Here is a 13,643-nt window from a genome sequence, read left to right as displayed (position 1 = left end):
TCATACTCTGCCAGACATGAATCCGCCTACACAGGCGTGTTACGCGTCCCCTATCATGGAGATATGACATCCCATGTCCTGCAGCCAATGTCGGCTGCCATGCCCGACGTCGAACACGTGCTGGCGGTCCGGGGCGCCGGAGGCTACCGGCAATACAGGATCCCCGCCCTCGCCGTTTCGCGGCAGGGCACCCTGCTGGCCGCCTACGACGGCCGCCCCAACCTCGATGACCTGCCCAACCCGATTGACCTCCTGCTCCGGCGCAGCACGGACAACGGCCGGACCTGGGGCAAACAGCAGGTAGTAAGGACTGGCCGCGGCCTCAATGGCTACGGCGATCCGAGCCTCCTGGTGGACGCTGAGACCGGCCGGATCCTTTTGTTCCACGCCGCCGGAACGCACGCCGGATTCTTCGAAGCCGCGGCCGGGTTGGAGCCCGACGACGATGTGCAGCACTGCGATCTCAGCTACTCGGACGACGACGGCCTGACCTGGCAGCACCGCCGGATCACCGCCCAGCTTAAGCTCCGGCCGCCCCTCCGCCCGCGTGAGCCTAGTACGGACGAGCCGGACATCACCGGGATCTTCGCCGCGGCCGGGCAGGGCATCCAGATCCACACGGGCCCGTACCGCGGCCGGCTGGTCCAGCAGTTTGTGGTCCTGGCCGGCGGCGAGATCATGGCCGCTTCCGCGTACAGCGACGACCACGGCAGCACCTGGACGCTCGGGGAGCTCATCGGCGCCGGGACGCACGGCCATGCCCCCAACGAAAACAAGGTTGCCGCGCTCCAGGACGGCCGGCTGCTGCTGCACAGCCGCGGCACACCGCGCCGCCTTGCGGCACTATCGGACGACGGCGGGGCCACCTGGAGCGCCCTTCGCGCCGTCGAGGACCTCCCGGACCCGGGCGATAACGGCTCACTGGTCCGCTTTGACGGCCTGCCGTCCCTGACTGCATTCGCCGGCGAGGCCACGGATACATGGCTACTGGCAACCAACAACCAGGACACCGCGCTGCGGCGGAACACGGTGATTAGCCTGTCCACCGATAACGGGCGCAGCTGGCCCGCCAAGCTGGTCCTGTGCCCAGGCAGCTCGGCGTATTCGACGGCAACCCGGCTCCCCGACGGCAACATCGGCGTCCTCTACGAGCGCCAGGGCTACCGGGAAATCGTGTTCGCCTCGGTGCCTGCGTTGCAACTCACCGCCCAGCTCACCGCCCGCATTCCCGGCGGCTCCGGCAGCGCCGACACTGGGAGCCCCGCCGGGGGCACCCCGCCCGGGTCCACCGGCGGGGTAAGCGCGCCAAATGACGGCGACGGCCTTGTGTTCGACATGGAACTGCGGTCCATCACGCCCGGCCGGCCGACGGTCTGGCAGAACGCCGGCGAGTTCCACCTGTTGCAGTCCGGCGGCGAGGACTGGGGCGTGCACACCTGGAAGGAAATCGGACAGGGCTACTCGGCCGAGGCTGCGCAGGTCATCGGCACCCGGGAGGCGCAGGACCTGAACTACGGCCCCATCATTCCCGGCTACAAGGCCGGGGACATCCTGGCCTTCACGGGCAGGGCGCGCAATGACGGATCCCTGCCGGTGGCCGCGGTCCGGCTGTCCGGTCCCAGCTCGGACGCCTTTCCCGCGACGGATCTTGACCCCGGGGAAGAAGCCCTGTATTTCACCCCGGTGTACACCGTCACCAGGGCCGATGTGGCGCGCGGCTACGCCGAGGTGGCCTACGAGGTGACGTTTGAAGTGACCGGCGAGCGCGGCGGCACTGCCGAGCGCCGCCGTCGTGCTTTCAGGTTTGACACTGTCTCAGGCGACGTCAGCGCGACCGGGTGAGAGAGCGTTCGCCGAAAGCCCGCAGGAAGTGGAAAGCGTTACGAAGTTGGCGCTTGACGTGAACCTGTGATGACGCTTACAGTCGACATACGAGCTCGGACGTCCTACATCCGATAAACCTTCTGGAATGGCGAGGCCCTCATGAACAACATCACCAAGAACCTGCCGCTGGTCAATGACGCCAGCCGCCGGAACTTCCTCAAGCTCACCGGTGCCATGGGCGCCGCTGCAGCATTCACCGCCTCTGTCGCCGCGTGCGGCAGCCCGGCAGCTACCACCACCGGCGACTCCGCGAGCGCTGCGGCAGTCAACAAGGACCTCACCATCGAGGCGGGCATCTCCTATGCCCTCTCCACCGGCTTCGACCCGCTGAGCTCCTCAGGCGCCACTCCGATGGCCGCCAACCTGCACATCTTCGAAGGCCTCATCGAACTGCACCCGGCCACCCGCGTGCCGTACAACGCGCTGGCGGCCTCGGACCCCAAGAAGGTCAACGACACCACCTACCAGGTGACCATCCGCGAAGGCGCCAAGTTCCACGACGGCACCCCGGTCACCACCGAAGACGTCGCCTTCTCCTTCACCCGCGTGATGGACCCGGCGAACAAGTCCCTGTTCTCGCAGTTCATCCCGTTCATCCAGGACGTCAAGCCCCTGGATGCCAAGACGGTTGAGTTCACCCTCAAGTACGCCTTCCCCGGCTTCGGCCCCCGCATCTCCGTGGTCAAGGTTGTTCCCAAGGCCTTGGCCCAGGACCTCAAGGCCTTCGACGCCAAGCCCGTCGGCACCGGCCCCTACAAGCTCATCTCCGCCGCCAAGGACGACAAGATCGTCTTCGAAGCGTTCGCAGACTACAACGGCCCCAAGCCGGCACTGGCCAAGGGCATGACCTGGCTCCTGCTCTCCGACGCCGCTGCCCGCGTCACCGCCGTCCAGTCCGGCCGCGTCCAGGCCATCGAGGACGTCCCCTATCTGGACATCGACGGTTTGAAGTCCAAGGTCAAGGTTGAATCCGTCCAGTCCTTCGGCCTGATGTTCCTGATGTTCAACTGCAACAAGGCCCCGTTCAACAACAAGCTGGTCCGCCAGGCACTGCACTACGGCCTGGACAAAGAAGCCATCATCAAGAAGGCCCTGTTCGGCAACGCCAAGCCCGCCAGCTCCTACTTCCAGGAAGGCCACCCGGACTACGTCAAGGCCAAGAACGTCTACGGCTACGACGTCAACAAGGCCGAAGACCTGCTCAAGCAGGCCGGTGTCACGAGCCTCGAATTCGAGCTGCTCACCACGGACACTGCCTGGGTCAAGGACGTTGCCCCGCTGATCCTCGAATCCTGGAACAAGATCCCGGGCGTCAAGGTCTCCGTCAAGAGCATCCAGTCCGGCGCGCTGTACACCGACCGCGTCGGCACCGGCGACTACTCAGTGGTCGCAGCCCCCGGCGACCCCTCAGTCTTCGGCAACGACGCGGACCTGCTCCTGAGCTGGTTCTACTCGGGCGCCACCTGGATGGAGAAGCGCGCCTACTGGACCGCCCCGGAACGCGCCAAGCTGCAGGAGCTCATGAACAAGGGCTCCCAGGCTGCCGCAGCAGACGCCAAGAAGATCACCGGCGAAATTGTGGACCTCGTTTCCGATGAAGTTCCGCTGTACCCGATCTTCCACCGCCAGCTGCCCTCCGCCTGGGACGACAAGAAGCTCAACGGCTTCAAGCCGCTGCCCACCACCGGCATGTCGTTCATCGACGTCGGCCGCACCGCCTAAGCTGCGCTGAGAACCAGCGCAGCACCCCGGGGCCTCCCGGGGAAACGGCATCACGAACTCGACGCAGCGGAGGGGCTGTGGCCCGCCGGCCATGGCCTCTCTGGGCTCGAAAGCACCACCCGTGCAGCGGCCCCCGCGGCACAACCAAACAAACCGGAGAACAAATTGGTCACGATATTGCGTCTGCTTGGCCGCAGACTCGCAGCACTGCCATTGATGATCCTGGGCATCACCCTGCTCGTCTTCCTTGTCCTGCAGGCCGCTCCCGGCGACCAGGCAAGCTCCGCCCTCGGCGACGGCGCCAGCGAAGAAGCGAAGCAGCAGTACCGCCAGGAAAACGGCTTGAACGACCCGCTGGTCATCCAGTACTTCAGCTTCCTCGGCAAGCTGCTGCAGCTGGACCTCGGCGTCACCACGCCGCCGGCAAAGTCGGTGGCCTCCATGATCGGCTCCGCGTTCCCCCTGACGCTGCAGCTGACCTTCCTGGGCGTGCTGATCGCAATCGTCCTGTCCCTGACCTTCGGCATCCTCGGCGCCCTCTACCGCGACAAATGGCAGGACCAGCTGGTCCGCGTTTTCTCGATCGCCGCGATCGCCACGCCTTCGTTCTGGCTGGGCATCCTGCTCATCCAGTGGTTTGCCCTCGGCGCCAGCCCCCTGTTCCCCTCCGGGGGAATCGCGACGCCGGAATCCGGCTTCGGCGGCTGGCTCAACTCGATGGCCCTCCCGGCCCTGGCCCTCGGCATCCCGGTCTCCGCCTCGCTGATCCGCGTGGTCCGCACCTCGATGGTGGAGGAGCTGGACCGCGACTACGTCCGCACCGCCATCGGCAACGGTGTCCCCTACCGCGAAGTGGTCTCCAAGAACGTCCTCCGCAACGCACTGGTGACTCCGGTGACCGTGCTGGGACTCCGCGTGGGCTACCTGCTCGGCGGCGCCGTCGTGATTGAAATGATCTTCGCCCTGCCCGGCATGGGCCAGCTGATCCTCAACGGCATCACCAACCTGGACGTCAACCTGGTCCAGGGCGTGGTGCTCACCATCTCGGTCACCTTCGTTCTGGTGAACATCGTGGTGGACCTCCTGTACCTGCTCATCAACCCCCGAATCAGGACGGTATAGCCCATGCGTAGCAAGCTTGCTGAACGGCTGAGTGCCCCGGGCCTCCGTTTCAAGGCCCTGCCTTGGGGCTCCCGCATCGCCCTCCTCTTCCTCATTATGATCGTCCTCTCCGCCGTGTTCGCGCCCGTCATCGCGCCGCACGATCCGCTCGAGACCTTCATCCCCGCTACCCCGCCGGGAGCTGAGCACTTCTTCGGCACCGACCGGTTGGGCCGCGACATCTTCTCCCGCCTGCTCTTCGGCGCCCAGTCCTCACTGATGATCGGCCTCGGCGCCGTCATTCTGGCCATCCTGGCAGGCGCCCTGCTGGGTTCCTTCGCCGCCACATCCAGCAAGGCCGTCAACGAACTGATCATGCGCCTGATGGACATCCTGATGGCGTTTCCGGGCATCGCCCTGGCCGCAGTGCTGCTGGCCGCGTTCGGCAACTCGGTTCCCACCATCATCATCGCGATCGCCATCATCTATACCCCGCAGCTGGCCCGCGTGGTCCGCGCCAACGTGCTCTCCCAGTACGGCGAAGACTACGTCCGCGCCGAGCGTGTGATCGGCGCAGGCCGCTTCTACATCCTGCTCAAGCACATCGTCCGCAACACCGCGGCCCCCGTACTGGTGTTCGCCACGGTGATGGTGGCCGACGCCATCATCCTCGAAGCCTCACTGTCCTTCCTCGGCGCCGGCGTCCAGGACCCCGCACCGTCGTGGGGCAATGTGATCTCCTACGGCCGCAACCTGGTCCTGTCCGGCGGCTGGTGGGCCACCACCTTCGCCGGTGTGACCATCCTGCTCACCGTCCTCTCGCTGAATATCCTCGCCGAGGGCCTCACCGACGCCATGGTGAACCCGAAACTGCGCAAGGCACCTGCAGTAAAGGACGACGACGGCGCATCGGCTGTTGTGTCCGGCGCAGCGGTGGGTGCCGGCGTCGACACCCAGATCGGCACTTCCGTGGCCCAGCCTTCGGTGGTGGAAGAACACGAGCTCGACGGCGTGCGCGCCGCCTACGGTGACGTCCTCACCGAGGAGCACTACAACGAGGCAGCCATCCTCTCCGATCCGAAGCTGGCCGCGGCGAACCCGCACCTGTTGCTGGACAAGGAACTGGAACTGCTTTCCGCCATCGAGGCTACGCGCACCGACCGACTCCCCCAGGTACCGGCCGGAGCGCGCAACGTCCTCGAGGTCAGGAACCTTTCCATCCGCTTCCCGGGCCGCTTCGGCGACACCGCGATTGTGGACAACGTCTCCTTTACGGTCCGCGAAGGCGAAGCCATGGGCCTGGTGGGCGAATCCGGCTGCGGCAAGTCCATCACGTCCCTCGCGGTCATGGGCCTGCTGCCCAAGACCGCGCAGGTCACCGGGTCCATCAAGTTCGACGGCAAGGAACTGCTGGATCCGGCCACCAGCCACAGCAGCGTCAAAGCCTACGAAGGCCTGCGCGGCGAGCAGATCGCCATGGTCTACCAGGACGCCCTGAGCTCCCTGAACCCGTCCATGAAGATCAAGGACCAGATGGAGCAGCTGACCAAGCGCGGCGGCCGCAAGACCCCCACCGAGCTGCTGGAACTGGTCAGGCTCGATCCGGTCCGGACGCTTGCCAGCTACCCGCACGAGCTCTCCGGCGGCCAGCGCCAGCGCGTCCTGATCGCCATGGCCCTGTCCCGTTCGCCGAAGATCGTGGTTGCCGATGAGCCCACCACCGCACTGGATGTCACGGTCCAGAAACAGGTAGTGGACCTGCTCAACGAACTGCGCGAACAGCTCGGCTTCGCCATGGTCTTCGTCAGCCACGACCTCGCCCTGGTGGCCTCCCTGGCCCACCGCATCACCGTGATGTACGCCGGCCAGGTGGTGGAATCCGCACAAGCTTCGGAACTGCTGCAGAACCCCAAGCACGAGTACACCCGCGGCCTGCTCGGCGCTGTCCTCTCCATCGAGGCCGACGCCGTGCGCCTGCACCAGATCCCCGGCACCGTCCCGTCCCCGCGGGACTTCGCCCCGGGAGACCGCTTCGCCCCGCGTTCACTGCGGTCCGACGCCGACCCCAACCAGCAGCTGGTCCTGACGTCGGCGGGAGCCGCCAACGGCGGGGACGCGGACCACTACTGGGCGAGCCATCTGAAGGAGGATGCAAAGTGAGCGAATCAACCGGCAAACCGGTCATCGAGCTCAAGGACGTCAAGGTCTACCACCACGCACGTGGCGGCGGGCTCTTCCGCCCGAACATCGTCAAAGCGGTCGACGGCGTCGACTTCACCATCAGCCGCGGCGAAACCGTGGGCATCGTGGGTGAGTCCGGCTGCGGTAAGTCCACACTCGCGTCCGTGCTCGTGGGACTGCAGCCGCCGACGTCGGGCGAGGTCCTGTTCCACGGCAAGCCCGCCATCAAGCGCAACGCACAAATGCGCAAGGAATTCGGCCGCTCCGTGTCCGTGGTCTTCCAGGACCCCGCCACGGCGCTGAACCCGCGCATGACCGTCCAGGACATCCTCACCGACCCGCTTCAGATCCACGGCATCGGCAACGCCGCATCCCGTGCGGCGAAGGTCAAGGAACTGCTGGCCGTCGTGGGCCTGCCGCAGTCCGCTGCAGAAGTCACGCCGTCGCAGGTTTCCGGCGGCCAGCGCCAGCGTGTGGCGATTGCCCGCGCCCTGGCGCTGGATCCGGACATTATCGTGGCGGACGAGCCGACGTCGGCCCTTGACGTCTCCGTCCGCGCCCAGGTGCTGAACCTGCTCTCGGACCTGAAGACCCAGCTGAACCTCGGCATGGTTTTCATCTCGCATGACATCCAGACCGTCCGCTACGTCTCGGACCGCATCTGCGTTATGTACTTCGGCAAGATCGTCGAGCAGGGCACCGCGACCCAGGTCTTCGACAGCCCCACCAACGACTACACCAAGAAGCTCCTGGGCGCCGCCCCGAGTCTGCTCCACATCTAGCCTTCCCGCCATAAATTTTCGTCTAAACCATCAATATTTGGAGAACTCTGTGACCACCGTCGCTTCCCGTTTCCAGGGCGTCATTCCGCCCGTCGTAACCCCACGCACCGCCGAAGGCGCCATCGACGTAGCGTCGCTGGAAAACGTCACCAAGCACCTGCTCGACGGCGGCGTCAGCGGCCTGTTCGTGCTGGGTTCCTCCGGCGAGGTCACCCACATGACCAACAGCGAGCGCGACCTCGTCGTGCAGACCGTGGCAGGCGTGAACGCGGGCCAGGTGCCGGTCATCGTGGGCGCAGTAGAACAGACCACCAACCGCGTCATTGAGGAAGCCAAGCGCGTCATCGCGCTGGGCGCCGACTCTATCGTGGCCACCAGCCTGTACTACGCCATCTCCAACGCCCAGGAGAACAACACGCACTTCCGCTCCATCGCCGCCGCCGTCGACGTTCCCGTCTTCGCCTACGACGTGCCGGTGCGCACCCACTTCAAGCTGCCCACCGACCTTTTGGTCGAGCTGGGCCGCGACGGCGTCATTGCCGGTGTGAAGGACTCCTCCGGCGACGACGTCTCGTTCCGCCAGCTGCTGCTGGCCGCCAAGGACATCCCCAACTTCGACATCTTCACCGGCCACGAAGTGGTTGTGGACGGCGCCCTCCTGGGCGGCGCCCAGGGTGTTGTTCCGGGCCTCGGCAACGTTGACCCCGCCGGCTACCGCCGCCTGTTCGACGCCGCGCAGGCCGGCGACTGGGCCCAGGCCGCAGCCGAGCAGGACCGCCTGGCCGACGTCTTCGAGATCGTCTACACCCCCAAGGCCGGCCGCATGTCCGGCAACGCCGCGGGTCTGGGCGCTTTCAAGACCGCCCTGCAGCTCATGGGCATCATCAAGACGAACGTCATGAGCGCCCCCATGCTCTCCCTGGACGAGGCCGAGACCAAGGCAATCCGCGTCATCCTGGAACGCAACGGCCTGGTGTAGAAAATGATGTACGCGATCGGTGTCGACCTTGGGGGTACTAAGACTGCTGCCGGGGTTGTGTCCGGGGACGGGGAGGTCTTGTTTTCAGAAACCATTCCCACCCTGAACCGGGACGGCGGCGACGCGATCCTGGACGCTACTGCGGCGCTCATTTCTTCCCTCATGTCCCGGGCTCAAGCAGAGAACCTGGACATGGTGGGGGTCGGGGTTGGCTCGGCAGGGGTCATCGATGCCGGACGAGGTGTGGTGGTGTCGGCTACGGATGCCATTCTCGGGTGGGCCGGAACCAAGCTGACCGCAGGGTTGGCCGCCCGGCTTGGCCTGGCGCCCGGGGCTGTGCAGGCAGTAAACGATGTCCACGCGCACGCCCTGGGCGAGTCGTGGACGGGTGCCGCCGCAGGAACCACCAGTTCGCTCCTGGTGGCGTTCGGCACCGGCGTCGGCGGCAGTTTTGTCCTGGCCGGGCACCCGGTCCTGGGTCACCGGTACGCGGGCGGACACGTGGGCCACTTCGCCTCCCCGTACGCTTTCGACGAAGGTCTGCCCGTTCCTTGCGTCTGCGGCGGCGCCGGGCACGTTGAGGCGATCGCCTCCGGGCCTGCCATCCGTGAGGCGTACGTGCGTCTGGGCGGCAACGAGCCGGCGCTGGACGCCCGCGGCGTCTTTGCCCTTGCCGGCGCCGGCGATGCCGTGGCCATCAAAGCTGTGGGCATGGGCGCCGCCGCGGCAGGGCAGGCGGTGGGAGGTCTCGCGAATATCCTGGACCCCGAGGTAGTGGTGGTTTCCGGCGGGTTGTCCGACGCCGGCGCCCCCTGGTGGCGCCCCATGGAACGGGCCTTACGCGCCGAACTCCTGCCGGCCCTGCTCAGCCTCCCGGTCCTGCCCGCTAAACTCGGCAACGCAGCAGCAATGGTGGGCGCCGCGCGCCTGGTGCTCACCACTCCGTCCTAAGCACCCCGCCCCAACCCGATCTTCAACCCGCTCCGCCAAACCTTCCAGAGGACCCGACCGTGATTCTGACCCCCGAAGCCCTCGAAGCCCTGCGCGGGCAACTCATCGTCTCCTGCCAGGCGTATCCGGGCGAGCCCATGCGGGACCCGCGCACCACGGCGCAGGTGGCCGCCTCCGCCGTGATCGGCGGCGCCGCTGCTATCCGCGTCCAAGGCCTGGCCGATGTGCAGTTCACGCGGGCAGCGGTTGAGGTTCCGGTGATCGGGCTTTGGAAGGACGGGCACGACGGCGTCTTCATCACTCCCACGCTCTGCCACGCTTTGGCGGTGGCCAACGCGGGCGCACACGTGGTGGCGATCGACGGCACGCGACGGGAGCGTCCGGACAGCCTGACCCTGGCCCAGACGGTGGCGGGCATCCATCAGGATTCCCACGCGCTGGTCATGGCGGACTGCGGCTCGTTCGACGACGCTGCCGCAGCGGTCGCGGCCGGGGCCGACCTGATCGGCACCACGCTTTCCGGTTACTCCGGCGAGCGCCCCAAGACGCACGGCCCCGACCTGGAACTGCTGGAGCAGATCGCCACTGCCAGCTTCGGCGTGCCGCTCATCGCCGAAGGCCGCCTCCACTCCCCCGCCCAGGCCCGGCAGTGCCTCGACGCCGGCGCGTTCGCCGTCGTCGTCGGAACCGCGATCACGCACCCGGCCACCATCACCGGCTGGTTCGCCGAGGCCCTGAAGTGAATCCGCCGCGGGAACAGACACAGCCCACCGCCGCCGAGGCCGGGACCTATTTGCTGGCCAGCACGGTCCTGACCGGCGGCTCGGCCCAGGCCGACGCCGTGGTGGCCGTCGCGGACGGCCGGATCGCGTATGTGGGGCCCCGTGCGGGCCTGGACGAGGCATCGCTGCCGGGCCTTGAAGAACTTAACCTTCCGCCGGGCAGCATGATTCTGCCCGGCCTCGTAGACCTGCACTGCCACGGCGCCGTGGGCGGCGACTTCCCCAGCGGCGATAGCGGGGCTGCCAGGACCGCCGTGGACTTCCTGCACCGCAGCGGCACCACCACGCTGCTGGCAAGCATGGTTACGGCGTCCCGCGAGGACCTGATGCGTAGCCTGGCAACCCTGCGGCAGCTCGCCGACGAAGGACTCATCGCGGGCATCCACGCCGAAGGGCCGTTCCTCTCCCATGCACGCTGCGGCGCCCAGGATCCGCGGTACCTGCTCAAGCCGGACCTCCCCATGCTGGCCGAGCTGCTGGCCGCGGCCGGCGGCCACCTGCGGACAATGACCTACGCGCCTGAACTTCCCGGTGCCGGCGCCGTGGTGCGCACGCTCGCCGAGCACGGCGTCACACCGTCGCTGGGCCACACTGACGCGGACGCACGGACGACGGCGGCCTCCCTCACCGAGGCGGCGGAGTTGCTGGCGGCCTCCGGTCTGGGGACCGTATCGCGCCCCACCGTCACGCACCTCTTTAACGGCATGCCACCGCTGCACCACCGCAGCCCCGGACCCGTCGCCGCGTGCCTCCGGCTGGCCGGTGCCGGCACGATTGCCGTCGAACTCATCGCCGACGGCGCGCACCTGGACCCCGAAACGGTCCGGATGGTCTTCGAGCTGGTAGGCGCGGAGAACGTGGTCCTGGTGACCGACTCCATGGCCGCCACCGGATTGCCCGACGGCGACTACGAGCTGGGCCCCGCAGCCGTCTCCGTCAGCGGTGCCGTGGCCCGGCTCAGCAACGGCACGCTCGCCGGCGGGACGGCCACAATGCTGGACGTTCTGCGGCGGACCATTGAATCCGGGGTGGAGCCGGCCGCCGCTGTTCTGTCAGCCACGGCGGTGCCGGCGGCCATCATCGGCCGGGAACACGAAATCGGAAGCCTCCGCGCGGGCCTGCGTGCCGACGTCCTCGTAGTGGACCGCAGCTTCCGCCGCGTCCTGGTCCTGCGCGCCGGCCGCACTCTGGGACGCCCCGCCGTCGGCGTTTAACGCGGCACGTGGGCCGATCGTGCCCAGCAGCTCGGACCGTCCGGCTACCTGCTGGTACTGCCGTAGCTGACGATCTCCGGGGCGGCTAAGGAGCTCTACCGCCCGAAGAGTTTGGCGAAAAAGCCCCTCGCGGACCGGCTCTCCCGCGCGTGACCGAGGCAGCGCTGGGAGCTGGGAACTCCGCGCAGGACTTCGTCTACGTGTTGGCCGCATCCGGCCCACGCCGTCTTGTGGCATTTATCGCATTTCACTGCCCGGCACATGTGATTCTCCTTGGTTGGTAAGTCGCTGAACAGGGGGGTGCGTGGCACGGGTGGAACGCACCCGCACAACCGCACCCTGGTTTTACTTAGTTGGTGTTCGCACCGCTACGCCTGCTTAGACAGCAGGAACGCTGTTCTGCCAGGCGTTCCAGGCGGCGTAGCTGCCGTCGAGTTCGACGACGTCGTACCCGGCGCGGCGGAGGGCGCTGGCAGCCACGGAGTTCCGTACGCCGGACTGGCAGTAGCTCACGATGGTGCCCTCGGCCGGGAGTTCGTCGAGGTGCCACATGGCGCGGCCGCCACTGAGCTGGTGTGAGCCGGGGATGTGCCCGGCGGTGTGCTCGGTGCGGTTGCGGACGTCCAGGACCATGGCCGCCTCGAAGCCGGCGAGGTCCTCGGCCTGGATAAGCTTGGGTATGAAGGTGGGCAGACCGTCGATGCTGGTGAGGTAGCCGGCAACGTTGTCGATGCCCACGCGGACCAGGTGATCCCACATGTCGTGCGCGGATTCCTGGTCGGCGGCCAGGAGCACCAGCGGGTTCTTGTCCGTCTCCGGGTTTACCACCCAGGCGCCGTAGCTGGCCCCGGACTTCGCGGCCGGAACGTTCAGGGACCGGGCCACGGTGCCCCCGTGGACTTCGCTGTTCGGGCGGCTGTCGATGAAGGTGACCTTGTCCTCGGAGAGGTCTTTCGCGACCATTTCGGGATTCAGTTCCTGTAGCGGAGCGCGTTCCCCCATGACGGCCGGGCCCACACGGTTTTCGCGCTTCATCCGGCCGAAGTAGGCGTGGGCGTCGGGCTGGCCCTCGAGGAGTTCGTCGATGAAGCCCTGCTCGTCGTTGGTGGCGAGGTAGGGGCCCCACCAGGCGTAGAGACGCTCGTAGCCGACGGTGGAGGAGGGGATGGCGCCGAGTGCCTTGCCGCAGGCGCTGCCGGCGCCGTGAGCAGGGTGGACCTGGACGTAGTCCGGCAGGGTCAGGAACTTATCCCGCAAGCTGGCGAATAACTGCTTGGCGCTCTCGAATCGGGTGTCGACGCCGCCGGCGGCTTCGTCGAGCAGGTCAGGGCGGCCCAGGTCACCGGAGAAGACGAAGTCCCCGGAGAGCAGGTAGCCGGGCTGGTCGCTGAATGCGCCGTCGGTGACCAGGAAGGACAGGTGCTCCGGGGTGTGGCCCGGGGTGTGAACAGCCTGGATGCTGATGTTGCCGACGGTGATCTTGTCACCGTCGTGAAGGCGTTCGCCGTCGAATTCGTACTGCCAGTCCGGCCCGCCTTCACCGGAGACGTAGATTTTCGCGCCGGTGGCGGCTGCGAGTTCGCGGGTGCCGGAGAGGTAGTCGGCGTGGATGTGGGTTTCGGTGACGGCCACGATCTTCATGCCGTTCTTCTCGGCCAAGTACTGGTAAACGGCGATGTCGCGGCGGCCGTCGACAACGACGGCCGTGCCGTTGGCCTGGCAGCCGATCAGGTAGCTGGCCTGGGCAAGGTCCTCGTCGTAAATACGCTCGATAAGCATCTGTTGTTCTCCTTCAGGTGAAAGGGGATCGGGAGGTTCAGTTCTCAACCTAGTATATACCCCCAGGGGTATCCCGCAATTGAGTAGGTGCCAAATCGGATTCCCTACTGGATAGCTCGTTCAAGTTTGTCCACGTCCAGGTTCTTGACGGCTTGGATGACTTCGTCGAGTCCGGCGGCGTTGAGTGCTCCGGGCTGGGAGAAGACGAGGGTGTTGTCCTTGGAGGCCATGAGGGTGGGGATGGAGGTGATGTTCGGGTGTTGTACTT

At 66.8% G+C, this 13,643-nt stretch carries 10 protein-coding genes and 1 pseudogene; 9 read left to right on the top strand and 2 right to left on the bottom strand.

What is annotated here, in order from left to right; translation table 11 throughout:
* Positions 1-63 precede the first annotated feature (63 nt).
* The 9 genes from ACQCSV_RS01990 to nagA all read left to right on the top strand — a co-directional run bounded on the left by ACQCSV_RS01990 (position 64) and on the right by nagA (position 11,596).
* Positions 64-1,842, top strand: a complete 1,779-nt coding sequence (locus ACQCSV_RS01990; protein WP_354155504.1) for a sialidase family protein — start codon at positions 64-66, stop codon at positions 1,840-1,842.
* Between the two features lie 141 nt (positions 1,843-1,983).
* Positions 1,984-3,606 carry an ABC transporter substrate-binding protein gene (locus ACQCSV_RS01985; protein ID WP_354155505.1) on the top strand — a complete coding sequence of 541 codons (1,623 nt, stop codon included), beginning with the start codon at positions 1,984-1,986 and terminating at the stop codon, positions 3,604-3,606.
* 165 nt (positions 3,607-3,771) lie between these two features.
* Complete coding sequence (locus ACQCSV_RS01980; protein ID WP_141139074.1) at positions 3,772-4,728, top strand: ABC transporter permease; 957 nt, start codon at positions 3,772-3,774, stop codon at positions 4,726-4,728.
* A gap of 3 nt (positions 4,729-4,731) precedes the next feature.
* Positions 4,732-6,867, top strand: coding sequence for a dipeptide/oligopeptide/nickel ABC transporter permease/ATP-binding protein (locus ACQCSV_RS01975; RefSeq protein WP_426939076.1), 2,136 nt, complete (start codon positions 4,732-4,734; stop codon positions 6,865-6,867).
* Positions 6,864-7,670, top strand: a complete 807-nt coding sequence (locus ACQCSV_RS01970) for an ATP-binding cassette domain-containing protein (protein WP_426939075.1) — start codon at positions 6,864-6,866, stop codon at positions 7,668-7,670. The genes ACQCSV_RS01975 and ACQCSV_RS01970 overlap by 4 nt, the downstream gene beginning before the upstream one ends.
* Before the next feature lie 37 nt (positions 7,671-7,707).
* On the top strand, positions 7,708-8,649 hold the full coding sequence (locus ACQCSV_RS01965; protein ID WP_354223461.1) for a dihydrodipicolinate synthase family protein: 942 nt from the start codon (positions 7,708-7,710) through the stop codon (positions 8,647-8,649).
* 3 nt (positions 8,650-8,652) lie between these two features.
* Positions 8,653-9,600: an ROK family protein gene (locus ACQCSV_RS01960; RefSeq protein WP_426939074.1), complete on the top strand. Its 948-nt coding sequence runs from the start codon at positions 8,653-8,655 to the stop codon at positions 9,598-9,600.
* 59 nt (positions 9,601-9,659) lie between these two features.
* On the top strand, positions 9,660-10,343 hold the full coding sequence (locus tag ACQCSV_RS01955; protein ID WP_426939073.1) for an N-acetylmannosamine-6-phosphate 2-epimerase: 684 nt from the start codon (positions 9,660-9,662) through the stop codon (positions 10,341-10,343).
* Positions 10,340-11,596 carry an N-acetylglucosamine-6-phosphate deacetylase gene (nagA, locus tag ACQCSV_RS01950; protein ID WP_426939072.1) on the top strand — a complete coding sequence of 419 codons (1,257 nt, stop codon included), beginning with the start codon at positions 10,340-10,342 and terminating at the stop codon, positions 11,594-11,596. The genes ACQCSV_RS01955 and nagA overlap by 4 nt, the downstream gene beginning before the upstream one ends.
* Positions 11,597-11,974: 378 nt before the next feature.
* On the opposite strand, the gene ACQCSV_RS01945 is transcribed toward nagA, so the two are convergent.
* Both ACQCSV_RS01945 and ACQCSV_RS01940 read right to left on the bottom strand, forming a co-directional pair.
* Positions 11,975-13,375: an MBL fold metallo-hydrolase gene (locus ACQCSV_RS01945; RefSeq protein ID WP_426939071.1), complete on the bottom strand. Its 1,401-nt coding sequence runs from the start codon at positions 13,373-13,375 to the stop codon at positions 11,975-11,977.
* Between the two features lie 104 nt (positions 13,376-13,479).
* A pseudogene (locus ACQCSV_RS01940) lies at positions 13,480-13,629 on the bottom strand (thiol reductase thioredoxin); the annotation flags it as partial.
* Positions 13,630-13,643: the final 14 nt, after the last annotated feature.

This window comes from Pseudarthrobacter sp. S3 (genome assembly GCF_050156905.1).
Classification (GTDB): domain Bacteria; phylum Actinomycetota; class Actinomycetes; order Actinomycetales; family Micrococcaceae; genus Arthrobacter.
The sequence above is the reverse complement of the archived record's forward strand: the minus strand, read 5'-3'. Positions and strand labels throughout refer to the sequence as shown.

What these genes read in the sequence shown, in the direction of transcription:
- ACQCSV_RS01960 (WP_426939074.1), top strand. Translation starts at nt 8,653, where the DNA reads ATGATGTACGCGATCGGTGTCGACCTTGGGGGTACTAAGACTGCTGCC.
- ACQCSV_RS01990 (WP_354155504.1), top strand. Translation starts at nt 64, where the DNA reads ATGACATCCCATGTCCTGCAGCCAATGTCGGCTGCCATGCCCGACGTC.
- ACQCSV_RS01985 (WP_354155505.1), top strand. Translation starts at nt 1,984, where the DNA reads ATGAACAACATCACCAAGAACCTGCCGCTGGTCAATGACGCCAGCCGC.
- ACQCSV_RS01945 (WP_426939071.1), bottom strand. Translation starts at nt 13,375, where the DNA reads ATGCTTATCGAGCGTATTTACGACGAGGACCTTGCCCAGGCCAGCTAC.
- ACQCSV_RS01975 (WP_426939076.1), top strand. Translation starts at nt 4,732, where the DNA reads ATGCGTAGCAAGCTTGCTGAACGGCTGAGTGCCCCGGGCCTCCGTTTC.